Origin of the sequence: Bradyrhizobium sp. Leo170 (assembly GCF_004296405.1) — a bacterium.
GTDB lineage: Bacteria > Pseudomonadota > Alphaproteobacteria > Rhizobiales > Xanthobacteraceae > Bradyrhizobium.
Map to the genome: position 1 here is coordinate 1 of NZ_PSRR01000233.1, position 14,043 is coordinate 14,043.

The window sequence follows — 14,043 nt, forward strand, 5'->3', positions numbered from 1 at the left end:
AACCGCGGCCGGCGGTACCGGGGGCGGCCGCTCACCAAACCATTGCGCCGAAACGGCGCTCGGAACCGCCAAAACCAGGGCTATGGCAAGCCAAATCGCCGGGAGAAGCAGCACGCCCCGCCCGCATCGTCCGATGCGATCGCCCCAAACAGTCATGGAACGATGCTTTTCAACGAAAACACGGCAAATTCAAGCCTCCATCGCCCTACGGGTTGCGGTTATGGAACCCAGACCCCCCACGTGGCGGTCGCGCTCAAGTCACAATCCCTCCCTACGCGCTATGCTGCTAGGGCATAAACCATGCATGCGAACGATTCTGGCGGCGCCTCGTCGCGGAGCCTAATCTCGCGGCGGCAGGAGAAGTCAGAGTGTTGGATAGCTGGATGGGCCGGAGCCAGAAGAGCGCCGATGGCTCCGACAAGCTAGGCCTTGGCGCCCAGCGGCGGCCCGTGATCGGGCTGGCACTGGGTGGCGGCGCCGCACGCGGTTTTGCCCATATCGGGATCGTCAAGACGCTGATCGCCCACGGCATCGTTCCGAATGTCGTGGTCGGCACGTCGATCGGCGCCGTGATCGGCGGCGCCTACGCGGCCGGCCATCTCGATACGCTGGAGGCGTGGGCGCGCAGCCTGCAGCCCCGCAACATCTTCGGCTATCTCGATATCCGCCTGAACGGCTCGGGCCTGATCGGCGGTAGCAAGCTTGCCGCCGAACTGGAATCCGCGATCGGCCAGACCCAGATCGAGGATCTATTGGTGAAGTTTGCGAGCGTCGCGACCGAGGTGCGCACGGGCCATGAGATCTGGCTGACCCACGGCCGCGTCGTCGATGCGATGCGCGCCTCCTACGCGCTGCCCGGCATCTTCGCACCCGTGCTGGTCGGCGACCGCTGGCTGGTCGACGGTGCGCTGGTCAATCCGGTGCCGGTATCGGCGGCGCGCGCGTTCGGCGCGGAGATCGTGATCGCCGCCAATCTTTCAAGCGACGTGTTTAACCATTCCACGACGATCTATTCGCACGGCCAGCCGACCGAGGTCACCGTCGTGCCCGAAGTCGTTCCGGATCCCGTCCCGCCGAAGCGCCGCTTTGGCAAGTTTTTCTCGGCCGAGCGCACCATGAAGCGCGAATTCTTCGGCAGCAGCACGCGGCCGGGCATCTCGACCGTGATGGTGGACGCCTTCAACATCATGCAGGACCGCATCACGCGCGCGCGGCTCGCCGGCGATCCGCCGGACCTCTTGATCTCGCCGCGGGTCGGCAAGATCGGCTGGTTCGATTTCCATCGCGCCGATGAGCTGATCGCGCATGGCGTGCGTGCCGCCGAGCGTGCGATCGAGTCGATCCAGGAAGCAATCGACATCCTGGTGCCGCCGGCAACGACGACCGCTACCGGCGCAGTCCCCGACGAGACCAAGGAATAGATTTCAGGCCGTCTTGATGTAGTCGCGCAGCGCTTCCTGCTCGGCTTCGTATTCCTGGACCCGGCGCTTGACGATGTCGCCGATCGAGATCAAGCCGACCACGCGGCCGTCCTCGAGCACGGGCAGATGGCGGAATTTTCCGAGCGTCATCATTTCCATGATGCCGGCAACGGTGTCGGACGGGCGGCAACTGACGACCTTCTGCGTCATCACCGCGCTGACGGGCTCATCGAGCGCGCCGGCGCCGCGCTCGCCAAGCACGCGAACAATGTCGCGCTCCGACAAGATGCCTTCGATGCCGCCTTCCTTCATGACCAGCACGGCGCCGATCTTGCGCTCACCGAGCGTCTTGATCGCATCGGTCAAGGTAACGTCCGGCGGGACGCTCGTGATCTGATGACCCTTGGAATCGAGAATGGAACGTACCGTCATTGCCGCCTCCTGAATCCCTGCCGCGCCCCGACCAGGAGGCGCGACATCGTTCGCGAGTCTTCAATCAACAGTTCCGCGCAGTTTTCGTTTCCGGCGCGGTGGGCAACAAGCGCGGCCATCATGCAGCGCAAGAGGCGGCAGCTTGCGTCACAACTTTCAACCGATGATGGATGAAATCGCCCTGAGCCGCAAGCGGCGATCAGACGCGGTCCGGTCCGTCAGGCGACAACGCATCTGCAGCATGACGGCGTTCCCGCGGCACCGGATCGAACAGCGAGAACAGCACGAGCCCTGCCAGGAACCCGCAGATATGCGCCTGCCAGGCGACGCTGGCGCCGTCGGCTCCGATCGCGATCGAGCCGATCCCGAAGATGAGATTGACGCCGAACCAGACTGCGAGAAAGGCGAGCACGCGACCATCGCGCAGCGCGCGCGACAGGGACAGCGCCGGCACCTTTGCCGCCGCCTCCGCGTCGCCGCGGCTGAAGGAGAGGAAGCTGCCCTTCACGAAGGCAAAGCGGATCGCGGCCGCCATGGTGCCGGAGACGGACGCGGATGCGCCGATCATCGGCGCGATCGCATGTTCATGGGTCAGGAGATGCGCGAGCGCGCCGGCGGCCGCCGTGACCGCCATGAACAGATAGAAGCGCAACGCGCCGAACCGCCGCGCCAGCGCGCTGCCGAACGGCAAGAGCCAGAGCACGTTGAAGACGATATGGGTAAGATTGGCGTGCAGCAGCGAATAGGTGACGAAGGTCCAGACCTTGGCGCCCTCGCCGCCGGGGAAGGTGATGTTGAGCAGCGTGGAATCGTAGCGCTTCGGAATGAAACCGAAGACGTCGATGGTCCAGTTTTCCCACTCCGGCGGCAGCAGCACGCGCAAGTGGATGACCGCGATCAGCGCGATGTAGGCGGTCAGCGCCGCGGGCAAGGTGAGGATCGGCTCGTGCGGACGATCCGGCGGCGCATCATGCGGAGGTTCAAACTGCGATTCCAAGGGACGGGCAACCTTAGCGCGGCGCGGATAGGCGATCAGCCCAGATAGGCGGCTTTGGCCGCATTGTGCAAGTGCACAAGCGGCAAGGAAAAAGAATAAGGGCGCGCCCTGAGAATGCTAGCCTATCCCTGAAATCATTTGACGATTCTGAAAAACCGGCCGTCTTGGCCCCGTTGAAATCCATTGAACGGACCGCATCTGGAAAGCCGAAACGGCTGAAATTCATAAAGACTATTGCGACGGGCACCTCTTCGACATCGGCTCGGCGAAAAATTGCGTCCGAGGGGCCAAGGAGCCGATCGCTGCCTTCGCATAATGACCGTTTGGCTTCACCAGCACTCATACCGCACGCGATGGCCAAGCGGTTGCGGTTGGGGTATGAGCCGACCATAGTCTGGGGTACTCTCTTGAATACCCTGATTTCCTGGAGCTGTGATGGCCAGCACTCGCGTAACCGACACCATTCTCGAAACGCCCGCGGCGGCAATCCCCAATCTGGGGGCGTCGAAAGCCGAGATTCAGGCCCACTACGACCGCGAGCCGCGACTTTACGAGCACTTTCTCGGACCTAATCTTGCGTATTCGGCTGGCATTTGGATGGAACCCGCCAACCGCGACACGCTCGAGGCGGCGCAACTCCGCAAGCTCGACTGGCACATCGATATGTCTGGCGCCGATACCGCGCAGCGCGTGCTCGACGTCGGATTCGGCTGGGGCAGCCTCATCAAGCGGCTGATGGTGCGCCGGCCCGATATCGACTATGTCGGCCTGACACTTGCCGACAACCAGGCCCAGTACGTGCGGAGCTACGCTCCACAGAATTTCGTGACTGAGATTTCGGCCTGGCAGGACTATCAGTCGAATCGCCCGTTCGACGCGATCGTGAGCCTCGAGGCGATGGAGCATTTCACCGGCAAGGCTGCGGATCGTCAGCAGCGTATCGAGGCCTACCGTCTGTTCTTCGAGTTCTGCGCTCGCACGCTCAGGGTCGGTGGCCGGGCTTCGATCCAGGTCAACGGTTGGGGCAACATCGAGCTCGGCAGCGAGGCCCGCCACATCAGCCAAAGCGGAATCGACGGTTTTTGGCTTGAAGGCAACTTGCCTCACGCCAGTGAGATGCTGCTCGCCAGCGAACGCTGGTTTGACCTCGTGCATCTCGAAGGAAAACCGCGCGACTACATCTACACGCTGCGAGCCTGGTTAAGAAATCTGCGGAACCAGGAGGCCGATCTGGTTGCGCTGGTGGGGCGCGAGATGGTGAGTGACTACATGCATAATCTCAAGACGTGCCTGGACGCCTATCTCGCCGGCGCCCTTACGCTCTATCGGTTGGTGCTCGAGCGCAAGGGATCGGTCGTCCGCTGAGCGGCCCGCGATGCAACAAGGTGTGGGGCGGGCACCCGCACCTTTGACGCCCAGCCCATGGCCACGAAACCGCGCAGGACCCAATAGCCGGGGTCGATCTCGCCCCGGAAGAGCGCGAAGCTTGCCGACCACGGAAAGGCGTGATGATTGTTGTGCAGCCCCTCGCCGTTCATGGTGAGAGTGTTGACCAGCGCGCTGTTGCGGCTGTCCTCGCGTGTTTCAAAGCGCCGTCGGCCAAAGCGATGCGCGATCGAGTTCACCGCCCAGGTGCAATTGAGCTGCCAGAGCGTGCGCAGCGGACCGCCCGCGAAGAAGCCGGCCCAGAATCCATCCGCCGTCCCGTACCAAGCGAGACCGATGAAGCCGGGTATGATCCAACTGGCGGCGACCCACAGCCAATACCAACGATCAACCCAGCGAACGACCGGATCGCGGCGCAGATCGCGCACGTAGTCGACGTAGACGCAATAGACGTCGGACATCACCCATCCAACATGGCCCTGGAAGAAGCCTCGGATGGCGCCGACAATCCCGGCTCCGCGCGGGCGCGGCGAATGCGGATCGCCGGGCCGGTCGCTGTATCGGTGATGCTTGCGATGGATCGAGACCCACCCCAAGATCTGGCCCTGCATGGTCATCGCGCCAAGAATCCCGAGCGCTGCAGCGAGCGGGGCACGCGCAACAAAGGCGCGATGGCAGAACAAGCGATGGTAGCCGAGCGTGATGCCGAGTCCCGTGACGAAGGTCACGGACAGCAACAGCAAAGGCTCGAACCAGGTAATGCCGTGGACGGAGAACCACCATACGCCGGCGACGCTGCCCATCACCACCAAGGCAAGACTGAAGATCGAGAGGACCTGCAGCAGCTCGATGCGCAGAACGGGACCCCTGGCCGTGCGGCCAATGACAATCGTCGGCGGCCACCGGCGCTCAGCGGCAGGATATATCTCCGATGTGTCCATCGTGTGAGTGTTCGCATGAAGCGCGCTCGGTGTCACCCCGCTTTCCGCCGGCCGGTGTCGCGCTGTGCTCGCGACGACCTGTCGCAGGTTCCGGGTTTGCGCTACAGCTTCTTAGAATAACTTCAACTTGACGCTTGGCACTTCAAGCCGCGAATCACTCAACTCGGTGGGCCCTGGTCCGGAAGTGAGGATCAAACGCGGACAGTGCCTGCATCGGATTCGGAACAGGCCCTTCGTTGCTAGGTTGTGTGGAGACACTCACGTTCCCCAACAGTGTCTTGCACCTGCTCCCCTGAGGCGCCGCACCGACGGCGCCTCCAAGGTGGAATACGGACCCAGGGTCGAGGCCAAGCCAGGGAAAAATCAAGCAGATAACGCCTCCTAAAGGCATTGAGGGCGGGCCCTGAGAAGGCCCGCCCTCTGCTGCTGTCGGGTCTTGTCGCGCCCAAGGGGAACGGGAGCACATCCCCACCCCTCCCCGCGCGATGACCTGATTGTTCGACGCCACCTGTGTACGGACCCGCCGGCCCCTGGAGAACGGCCGGCAAGAACGGGAATGAGCGGACAGTAGAGGGGCATGCGGGCCGCGCCAAGCTCATAGTTAATTTAACGTTAACACCGCAAAGCCGCCGGAAAGCCTGCGAAAACATGGCCGCGGCATGGACGCTGCAAAAGTTCCCCTGCACTACTGAGAATGAATGCGCTTGCGCAAAACCGGGACAGATGTGTCCCGGCGCGGCAAGCGCGAGGCAAGGTTCTTGAATGAAGCATCCGGGAAGCCGCGAATTCTTCGCTTACTGGGACAAGACGCGTGGCAACGCGCGCGCGCCCGATCGCTGCGACCTCGATCCCGAGGCCGTTCGCGAGCGGCTCGGCGACATTTTCGTGCTGTCCTACGGGCATGAAGCGGGCTTTCCCTTTCGCGTCGCCGGCACGCGCGTCTGCGCCCTGCTCGGCCGCGACCTCAAGGACAAGAGCTTTGCGGCGCTGTTCACCGGTGAGAGCCGCCGCCAGATCGAAGACATCGTCGCCTTTGTCGCCGAGGAGATGCTGCCCGCCGTCGCCGGCGTCACGGCTTCGAGCCAGGCGGGCACGCCGGCGCATCTCGAATTGCTGCTGCTCCCCTTCAACAACCGCGCGCATGTGCCGGTGAGCCTCACCGGCCTGCTCGCACCGTTCGAGAGCGTCGCGACCGCGCTCTCCGATTTCAAACTAACCTCGTGGCGCTATCTGCATCCGCCGGAAAGATTTGTGCCGCGTGCGCTGCGAAAGCTCGCGATCGCGCGCGGATTCATGGTCTATGAGGGACTGCGGTAACCGCTGACGCCGCTGCGCGATCCGGCTATCATCCCTTTGGTTCAACGAAACCGGAGGAACGCCATGGACGCTGCGACGCCGCAGGCGCATCAGACCGCCGATACGCATTCCCATCTCGTGCGCCCGCAGGAAATGGAGTGGCAAAAGACCCGCTTCCCCGGCTGCGAGGCCAAGACGCTGCTGTTCGACCGCAACACCGGATTGATGACAGCCTTGATGCGCTTTGCGCCTGGTACGGTGCTGCCCGACCACGAGCACGTCAATATCGAGCAGACCTATGTCCTCGAAGGTTCGCTCGTCGACAAGGAAGGCCCGGCGCAGGGCATTGCCGCGAACGCAGGCGAGTTCATCTGGCGCGAAGCCGGCAGCCGCCACGTCGCCTGGTGCCCCGAAGGCGGATTGATCCTCGCGATCTTCCAGGTGCCGAACCAGTTCTTCGAGGCCGACGGCCGCGTCGTCGACGCGGCTGGTGCGGACTGGGACGAGGCGTGGGGACACACGAAATAACGGCCCGCCGACTTCTTTGCGCCCCCGCGGGAGGCAGGCGTGCAAGCCAGCTAGAGCATGATCCGGAAAAGCGGATACCGGTTTTCCCTCGCGACAAACGCGAAGCGTTTGCGCGGAGATCATGCTCAAACAAAAGGCGGATCATGCTGCGCTGATCCGCCTCTCGCGTTATCTCGAGCTCAACCTCATCAGGGTTGCACAAGATGCCAGGCGCCGTTGAGGAAGCCGTCGCCGGTGATATCGCCGGGCTTCTGGTCCTTGGCGAAAGTGTAAAGCGGCTTGCCCTTGTAGGCCCACTGCTTGGAGCCATCGTCACGGGTGATGATGGTGTAGCCCTCGCCCGCCTTGTCGCTCGCCTCAGCCTTCAGGACCGGCCAGTTCGTTGCGCACGGGCCATTGCAGGCAGACTTGCCATCGGCGTCCTTGTCAAAGGTATAGAGGCTCATGCCCTTCGCGTCCGTCAGCACAGTTCCCTTCGTCGTGGAGCCGGTCTTGGTCGGCGGTGCGGCGAGCGCCGTGGAGACCGTCGCCAGGGAAATGGCGGTGGCGAGTGCGAAACCAATCGATGCGATCTTCATGATAGCTCCTGTAAGGAAATAGCTTGCATGAGTAGGACATGCTGCGGCGCGTTCTATTCCGCCGGAGAGCACGAAGAATTTTTTCGCAATGTTTGCCTGACGCGGGGAATAATTCGGCAAGTGGCTTTCGACCGAAGCTCACCGATCCAGCCCTGTCCCCGTGTCGGTTTTTGCCGGATCTGCGTCATTTCGCGCCGCGGCGTGAGAAGATAGGTTGCGCAGCGAGTGCGAGGTGAATTCGTAGAGCGACGCAGGCAATGAACTGGCGGCTTCTCGCGTGGGGCGGTCTTGCCGCTGCCGCGCTTTTCTTGATCATTGGTGGCGGCTGGCTTCTGACGCTGCCCTCGCGAGCTGCGCTTGGAAACATGCCGCCGATCGCAAGCCAGGAGGCTGACGCCACCATCGCGGCGTTGAAGCCGCCGAAGCGGCAGCGGCCGCTGATCGCGATTGTCGGCATCAACGATCAGACCGAGACCACCGACTATCTGATGCCCTATGGCATCCTCAAACGCGCCGATGTCGCCGACGTGGTGACGCTTGCGACGGGACCCGGACCGGTGACGCTGTTTCCGGTGCTGAAAGTCGAGCCGGATGCCACCATCGCGGCGTTCGATGCGCAACATCCCGATGGCGCCGACTATGTCATCGTCCCCGCCATGAGCCGTGACGACGATCCGGTCGTCGTGCAATGGATCAGGCAGCAGGCGCAAAAAGGCGCCGTCGTCATCGGCGTCTGCGTCGGCACCATGGTGGTCGCCAGCACCGGATTGCTCGACGGCAAGCGGGCGACCACGCATTGGTACTCGCTGAAAGACCTGCGCGAGAAGCATCCGGCGATCCACTACATCAGGGATCGCAGGATCGTGGTCGACCAGGGCGTTGCGACCACAACGGGGATCACGGCTTCGATGCCGATGTCGCTCACGCTGATCGAAGCGATCGCCGGCCGCGAGAAGGCGCAAGCCGTCGCCCGCGACATCGGCCTGCCCCATTGGGATGCCCGCCACGACAGCGGCGCGTTCCAGTTCACGCGGCCGTTCGCGCTCACGGCGATCGGGAACACGCTTGCCTTCTGGAACAAAGAGCAGCTCGGCATCGCGCTGGCGCCCGGCATCGACGAAGTGTCGCTCGCGCTTGCAGCCGACGCCTGGTCGCGGACCTATCGTTCGCGCACCGTGACCTTTGCCGCGACGGCGGAGGCACAGCCGAGCCGCAACGGCCTGCGCATCCTGCCCGATCAGGTCGCGACGCAGTGGCCCGCCGAGCGATTGCTGCAACCGGTCGGGTCACTGCCGCCGGCACAGGCGCTGGACCAGACGCTGCAGCGGATCGAGGCACGCTACGGCGGGCGAACGGCCGATTTCGTCGCCATGCAGCTCGAATATCCGAGGCAAGGCCCACCGAATTGAAGCGGCATCGGCCCGCCCGGCCATCATTTTTCCCTCACTGGGTCCACCGTCATCTGCCTGTCACGAAATGTGCCGACTTCTCGCTCGGACCATTCCGAGGACACCGATGGACTATTTCCGACGCTTCACCTTCCTGTTCGCGGCGCCCGTATTCGATCCGGAGGATCTCGAGGGCATCCGCTTCAACCAGATCATCGACGAGATCCAGCGCTCCGGCTTCGAGGTCGTGCGCGCCCGCAAGCTCGAGGATGCCGAGATCGCGGTGCAGACCGACGCGGCGATCGGCTGCATGGTGGTCGACTGGGGCAAGAAGGGGCTGGAGGGCAAGACCGCGTCGCTGATCAATTTGATGCGGCGGCGCGGGCTCGACTTCCCGATCATCCTCTTGATCCGCCGCAAGCGGTTCGAGGACCTGCCGGTCGAGGTGCTCGACTTCATCGACGGCTATGTGTTCCTGTCGGAGGAAACGCCGCCGTTCATCGCCAAGAACCTGATCAGCCGGCTGAAGCAATATGCCGAGACGCTGAAGACGCCGTTCTTCGGCGCGCTGGTCGACTATGCCGAGGAAGGCAACCAGCTCTGGACCTGCCCCGGCCACAATGGCGGCGTGTTCTACAGCCGCAGCCCGATCGGACGCGTGTTCGTCGAGCATCTCGGCGAAGCCGTGTTCCGCGACGACCTCGACAATTCCGTGCTCGACCTCGGCGACCTGCTGACTCACGAGGGGCCGGCGCTGCGGGCGCAGAAGGAAGCCGCCAGGATCTTCGGCGCGGAGAAGACCTATTTCGTGCTTAACGGCACCTCCACGTCCAACAAGGTCGCGCTCGGCTCGCTGGTCACAGACGGCGACCTCGTGCTGTTCGACCGCAACAACCACAAGGCCGCCCACCACGGCGCGCTGATGCTCGGCGGCGGCATACCGGTCTATGTGCCGACCGCTCGCAACGCCTGGGGCCTGATTGGGCCGATGCGCTGGGACGCCCTGGATGAGGCCGCATTGCGCGAGCGCATCCGCAACCATCCGCTGGTCAAGGACAAGGATGCCTGGAAGAGGCCCCGCCCCTTCCGCGTCGCCGTGGTCGAGCAATGCACCTATGACGGCACTATTCACAGCGCGGAGATGATCCTGAGGCGCATCGGCCATCTCTGCGATTACATCCTGTTCGACGAGGCCTGGGCCGGCTTCATGAAGTTCCATCCGATCTATGCTGGCCGCTTCGCAATGGGCCTCGCCGACCTCGGCCCGGAGGCGCCCGGCATCATTGCGACGCAATCGACACACAAGCAGCTCGCGAGCTTCTCGCAGGCCTCCCAGATCCACGTCCGCGACCGCCACATCAAGGGCCAGAAGCGCCGGGTCGAGCATCGGCGTTTCAATGAAAGCTTCATGCAGCACGCCTCGACCTCGCCATTCTATCCGCTGTTCGCCTCGCTCGATGTCGGCGCGCAGATGATGAAGGGCCGCTCCGGCGAGGTGTTGTGGGACGACACGATCCGGCTCGGCATCGAGCTGCGCAAGAAGATCCGCGCCACCCGCCGCGAGTTCGAGGAGAACGAGGCCCGCCCCGAGCGGCGCTGGTTCTTCGAGCCGTTCGTGCCGGACCGCGTGATGATTCCGGATGTCGCGCGCGAAGGCGGGGCGCACAATGTCGCCTGGGAAACCATCTCCACCGACCAGCTCGCGACCAATCCCGTGTTCTGGCAGCTCCAGCCCGGCGATAGCTGGCATGGCTTCCCCGAGATGACGGCGGGCTTTGCCATGACCGATCCGAACAAGCTGACGCTGCTCACGCCCGGATTCGATCACGCCACCGGCGCCTATGCCGACCACGGCATTCCCGCGCCGGTGGTGGCGCAATATCTGCGGGAGAACCGGATCGTCGCCGAGAAGAACGACCTCAACTCCCTGCTCTTCCTGCTCACGCCCGGCGTGGAGGCGAGCAAGGCGGGGACGCTGATCTCGGGGCTCGTCGCCTTCAAGAAATTGCATGACGACAATGCGCTGCTCGAAGACGTCATCCCCGAATTCTTCCGCCGCAGGCCTGCCCGCTATGCCGGCGTGCGCCTGCGCGACCTCTGCGGCGACATGCACCGCTTCTTCCGCGCAGCCGATGTGAGCGCGCTGCAGCGCAAGCAGTTCCTGCCCGAGCACCTGCCCGAGATTGCGATGTCGCCGCGCGAGGCATCACGCTACCTCGTGCGCAACGACGTCGACTATCTCCCGATCGGCGAGATCTCGGGCCGCATTGCCGCAACCCCATTCGTGGTCTACCCGCCCGGCATCGCCACCATCGTGCCGGGTGAACGGTTGTCGGAACAGACCCGGCCGATGATCGACTACTTGAAGATGTTCGAGGCATCCTTCAACGCGTTCCCGGGCTTCGAGGTCGAGATCCAGGGCGTCTACAAGGAGATCGACGAGGCGGGGCGCGTGCGCCTGTTCACCTACGTGATTTCCGAGTGACGGCCGATGAACGAAGAGCGGATCATCGTCAGGCCGTCGCGCGAGGCCGATGTCGAGGCCATGCTGTCGATCTACCGCCGCCACATCCGGCGCGGCGTCGATGACAGCGTCGAGGACAGCGGGGTGCCGGAGCCGGATGATTTCCGCGACCGGCGCAAAAATTTCCGCAACCATCGCCTGCCTCATTTGGTTGCGACCCGTGACGGCGAGGTGGTCGGCTATGCCTATGTGGTGCTGTTCCGGAAGCGGCCGGCCTATCGCTATGCGGTAAAGCATTCGATCTATGTCCGTCACGACCAGGTCGGCCGCGGCATCGGGCGCCTCCTGCTCGGCGAACTGATCGACGCGTGCGCGGCCGCCGGCTTTCGCCAGATGATCGGCTATATCGACAGCGACAACGCGGCCTCGCTGGCGCTGCACGAGCGTTTCGGTTTTGCCCGGGTCGGGCTGTTGCCCGGCGTCGCCTATCGCTTCGGCCGCTGGGCCGACACCGCGATGGTGCAACGCTCGCTCGGCCCCGGCACCACCGCGCCGCCGCCACCAGCCCCATTGTCGCGACGGTAAGAGCCGCGACGGTAAGAGCCGCGACGCTAAGCTGCGACAGCCCGACTATGTCGGCCGCCAGCGGACGGGGAAGCTTCGCGCCACCGCAAGCGCCGAGCGCTCGTTGGCTTCGAGCGCGATTTTTTGCGCCAGCATGACGTCGCCGGCCACCAGCGTGTCCCGGGGCACAAAACACCAACCCGCATGCAGCCGGCCGAGCTCGTCCAATTCATAGATGTTCATGCCGGTGCCGTGGCGGATCCGGTAGCGTCTGCCAGAGTGGCAGCCGACCACGTCGAAATAGCCGCTCGTCTCATACTGCACGAGCTGCTCGGGCGTTAGCCATTCCTTCAGCAGCGCCAGACCGCGCGACTGGCTGTCATCCAGTACGCAATATTCGACGAACCGCCGCCAGGCCGCGCGCGAGAGCCGCGCGGCCTCGGCGAACGCCCGCGACAGCCTGCCGGACATGATGGACCGGCCTAGCCGCCGACAAGTCGCGGATAGAACAGCGTCTCTTCGGCGTTCGGATCGAAGGAACGGACCACGGTCGGCTGCCCCGACACGTCCCGCACCGCAGCGGTGTAACCGCTCTTCATCAATGCGTCGAAGCGCAATTGCGCTTCGCGCAAGGCCTTCTCGTCGGCGGGATTGAAATTGTGCCGGCTGTCGCCAGTGTGATCCATCACGATTTGCGTCGCCATCCCCGCACTCCCTTGCTGGATGAAACTGCAAAACTAATGAGAGATTAGGGCGAAAGTTCCGGCTGCGCCAGCGCAAAGTCGTGAAGGCTGGCCTGCATCTTTCGCTTTCGCACGTCGGCATGATAGCCTCAATTTTAGCCACCGTCGAACCTGATGTTGCGCACCGCCTTATAGTGGTGACGGATTTGTGGCTTGATGAACGGCGACATTTCGGGATGCGCCGCCTTGATCGGCTCTCCAGCGCCTCGACCCAGCGCTCGGTGTCGGGCGTGCGCAATTCGCCGGAAAATCCCGGGCGGAGTGGTGGTATCGGCCAAGGGTGACGGACAAGGCGGATCGGAAGCGGCGGTACGATGTCCCTCGAAGAATCCGCCCGGCATGTCGTCGAGTTCGTCAGGGATCACCGCGCCTGGGCGGCGCCGATCGTGTTTGCGCTTGCCTTCGCGGAATCGCTCGCCTTCCTCTCGCTCGTGGTGCCGGCCTGGGCTGTGCTGGTCGGCATCGGGATGATGATGAGGTCCGGCGGCATCGCCTTCCTGCCGATGCTCGCCGCCGGCGCGCTCGGTGCTGCATTCGGCGACTGGCTGTCCTACTGGATCGGCAGCAAGTTCGATCATGCGATCGCCAGGATGTGGCCGTTCTCGCGGCATCCCAATCTCCTGGTGCACGGCGAGGCCTTCCTCAAGAAATGGGGCGTGCTCGCGATCTTCATCGGCCGCTTCTCCGGCCCCTTGCGCGCCTCGGTGCCGATCGTCGCGGGAATGCTGCGGATGCCGCAGCAGCCGTTCCAGATCGCGAATTTCGTCTCGGCGTTTGTCTGGGTCGCGGTGCTGCTGCAGCTCGGCGACATCGGCGGGATCGCGTGGGCGTGGCTGTGGGAGCATGTGCTGCAGCGGTTTTGGCGGTGAGCGGCGCGCGAGCAAGCGCTTGCGCTTGAGACCGTAGGGTGGGCAAAGGCGCACTTGCGCCGTGCCCACCATCCAGTGCCGTGCTCGCGATGATGGGCACGCTTCCGCCTTCGCTCGTTGAGCTACGGCGGACAAGTCGCTTTGCCCACCCTACAGCTTGCACCGCTGTCGTCCCCGCGCAGGCGGAGACCCATAACCACAGGGAGTTGTTGTGGTGCGAGCAAGCGGTTGCAGCGGAGCACATACAAAGGCCCGTGGTTATGGGTCCTGGCTTTCGCCAGGACGACGGCGTCATTGCGAGCGGAGCGAAGCAATCCACCTCTCCACAAGCGGCGCTATGGATTGTTTCGCTACGCTCGCAATGACGGGGTTGGCTTCTCATTCATGTGTCAGACAGCGTGGGGATGTGAGTTTGCGTTCTCGCGGCGCTTTGCGT

Annotated in this window: 15 protein-coding genes; 9 read left to right on the forward strand and 6 right to left on the reverse strand. The window is 63.9% G+C overall.

Annotated elements, in window-relative coordinates; all coding sequences use genetic code 11:
• The first annotated feature begins 368 nt into the window (after nucleotides 1-368).
• Nucleotides 369-1,421 carry a patatin-like phospholipase family protein gene (locus CWO89_RS29980; RefSeq protein ID WP_463703022.1) on the forward strand — a complete coding sequence of 351 codons (1,053 nt, stop codon included), beginning with the start codon at nucleotides 369-371 and terminating at the stop codon, nucleotides 1,419-1,421.
• Between the two features lie 3 nt (nucleotides 1,422-1,424).
• Here the strand turns inward: CWO89_RS29980 and CWO89_RS29985 are convergent, their stop codons facing one another.
• On the reverse strand, nucleotides 1,425-1,853 hold the full coding sequence (locus CWO89_RS29985; protein ID WP_130582172.1) for a CBS domain-containing protein: 429 nt from the start codon (nucleotides 1,851-1,853) through the stop codon (nucleotides 1,425-1,427).
• Between the two features lie 199 nt (nucleotides 1,854-2,052).
• Nucleotides 2,053-2,850, reverse strand: coding sequence for a rhomboid family intramembrane serine protease (locus CWO89_RS29990; RefSeq protein WP_130582173.1), 798 nt, complete (start codon nucleotides 2,848-2,850; stop codon nucleotides 2,053-2,055).
• Between the two features lie 435 nt (nucleotides 2,851-3,285).
• On the opposite strand from CWO89_RS29990, the gene CWO89_RS29995 reads away from it, so the two are divergent.
• Nucleotides 3,286-4,215: a class I SAM-dependent methyltransferase gene (locus CWO89_RS29995; protein ID WP_130582174.1), complete on the forward strand. Its 930-nt coding sequence runs from the start codon at nucleotides 3,286-3,288 to the stop codon at nucleotides 4,213-4,215.
• Here the strand turns inward: CWO89_RS29995 and CWO89_RS30000 are convergent.
• Entirely contained in the window at nucleotides 4,173-5,213 is a 1,041-nt protein-coding gene (locus CWO89_RS30000; protein ID WP_130582175.1) for an acyl-CoA desaturase, read from the reverse strand. The two genes, CWO89_RS29995 and CWO89_RS30000, sit on opposite strands and share 43 nt — an antisense overlap.
• Before the next feature lie 726 nt (nucleotides 5,214-5,939).
• Between CWO89_RS30000 and CWO89_RS30005 the strand changes: the two genes are divergently transcribed.
• The gene (locus CWO89_RS30005; RefSeq protein ID WP_130582176.1) at nucleotides 5,940-6,494 is read left to right on the forward strand and encodes a PAS domain-containing protein; all 555 of its coding nucleotides are present in this window, start codon (nucleotides 5,940-5,942) and stop codon (nucleotides 6,492-6,494) included.
• Between the two features lie 63 nt (nucleotides 6,495-6,557).
• A complete protein-coding gene (locus CWO89_RS30010) occupies nucleotides 6,558-7,001 on the forward strand; it encodes a cupin domain-containing protein (protein WP_130582177.1) in 444 nt (147 codons plus the stop codon).
• Between the two features lie 188 nt (nucleotides 7,002-7,189).
• Here the strand turns inward: CWO89_RS30010 and CWO89_RS30015 are convergent, their stop codons facing one another.
• Nucleotides 7,190-7,579 carry a COG4315 family predicted lipoprotein gene (locus CWO89_RS30015; RefSeq protein WP_130582178.1) on the reverse strand — a complete coding sequence of 130 codons (390 nt, stop codon included), beginning with the start codon at nucleotides 7,577-7,579 and terminating at the stop codon, nucleotides 7,190-7,192.
• Nucleotides 7,580-7,836: 257 nt separating this feature from the next.
• Between CWO89_RS30015 and CWO89_RS30020 the strand changes: the two genes are divergently transcribed.
• From CWO89_RS30020 to CWO89_RS30030, 3 genes are all read left to right on the forward strand, one after another.
• Entirely contained in the window at nucleotides 7,837-8,988 is a 1,152-nt protein-coding gene (locus CWO89_RS30020; RefSeq protein WP_130582179.1) for a DJ-1/PfpI family protein, read from the forward strand.
• 106 nt (nucleotides 8,989-9,094) lie between these two features.
• Nucleotides 9,095-11,452: an Orn/Lys/Arg family decarboxylase gene (locus tag CWO89_RS30025; protein WP_130582180.1), complete on the forward strand. Its 2,358-nt coding sequence runs from the start codon at nucleotides 9,095-9,097 to the stop codon at nucleotides 11,450-11,452.
• A gap of 6 nt (nucleotides 11,453-11,458) precedes the next feature.
• On the forward strand, nucleotides 11,459-12,016 hold the full coding sequence (locus tag CWO89_RS30030) for a GNAT family N-acetyltransferase (RefSeq protein WP_130582181.1): 558 nt from the start codon (nucleotides 11,459-11,461) through the stop codon (nucleotides 12,014-12,016).
• 45 nt (nucleotides 12,017-12,061) lie between these two features.
• Here the strand turns inward: CWO89_RS30030 and CWO89_RS30035 are convergent, their stop codons facing one another.
• Together CWO89_RS30035 and CWO89_RS30040 are read right to left on the reverse strand one after the other, a co-directional pair.
• A complete protein-coding gene (locus CWO89_RS30035; RefSeq protein ID WP_245476651.1) occupies nucleotides 12,062-12,466 on the reverse strand; it encodes a hypothetical protein in 405 nt (134 codons plus the stop codon).
• An 11-nt stretch (nucleotides 12,467-12,477) separates the two neighbouring features.
• Nucleotides 12,478-12,699, reverse strand: coding sequence for a hypothetical protein (locus CWO89_RS30040; RefSeq protein ID WP_130582182.1), 222 nt, complete (start codon nucleotides 12,697-12,699; stop codon nucleotides 12,478-12,480).
• A gap of 80 nt (nucleotides 12,700-12,779) precedes the next feature.
• Between CWO89_RS30040 and CWO89_RS30045 the strand changes: the two genes are divergently transcribed.
• Together CWO89_RS30045 and CWO89_RS30050 are read left to right on the forward strand one after the other, a co-directional pair.
• Nucleotides 12,780-13,022: a hypothetical protein gene (locus tag CWO89_RS30045; RefSeq protein WP_130582183.1), complete on the forward strand. Its 243-nt coding sequence runs from the start codon at nucleotides 12,780-12,782 to the stop codon at nucleotides 13,020-13,022.
• Nucleotides 13,023-13,052: 30 nt separating this feature from the next.
• Entirely contained in the window at nucleotides 13,053-13,607 is a 555-nt protein-coding gene (locus tag CWO89_RS30050) for a DedA family protein (RefSeq protein WP_130582184.1), read from the forward strand.
• The last annotated feature ends 436 nt before the right edge of the window (nucleotides 13,608-14,043 follow it).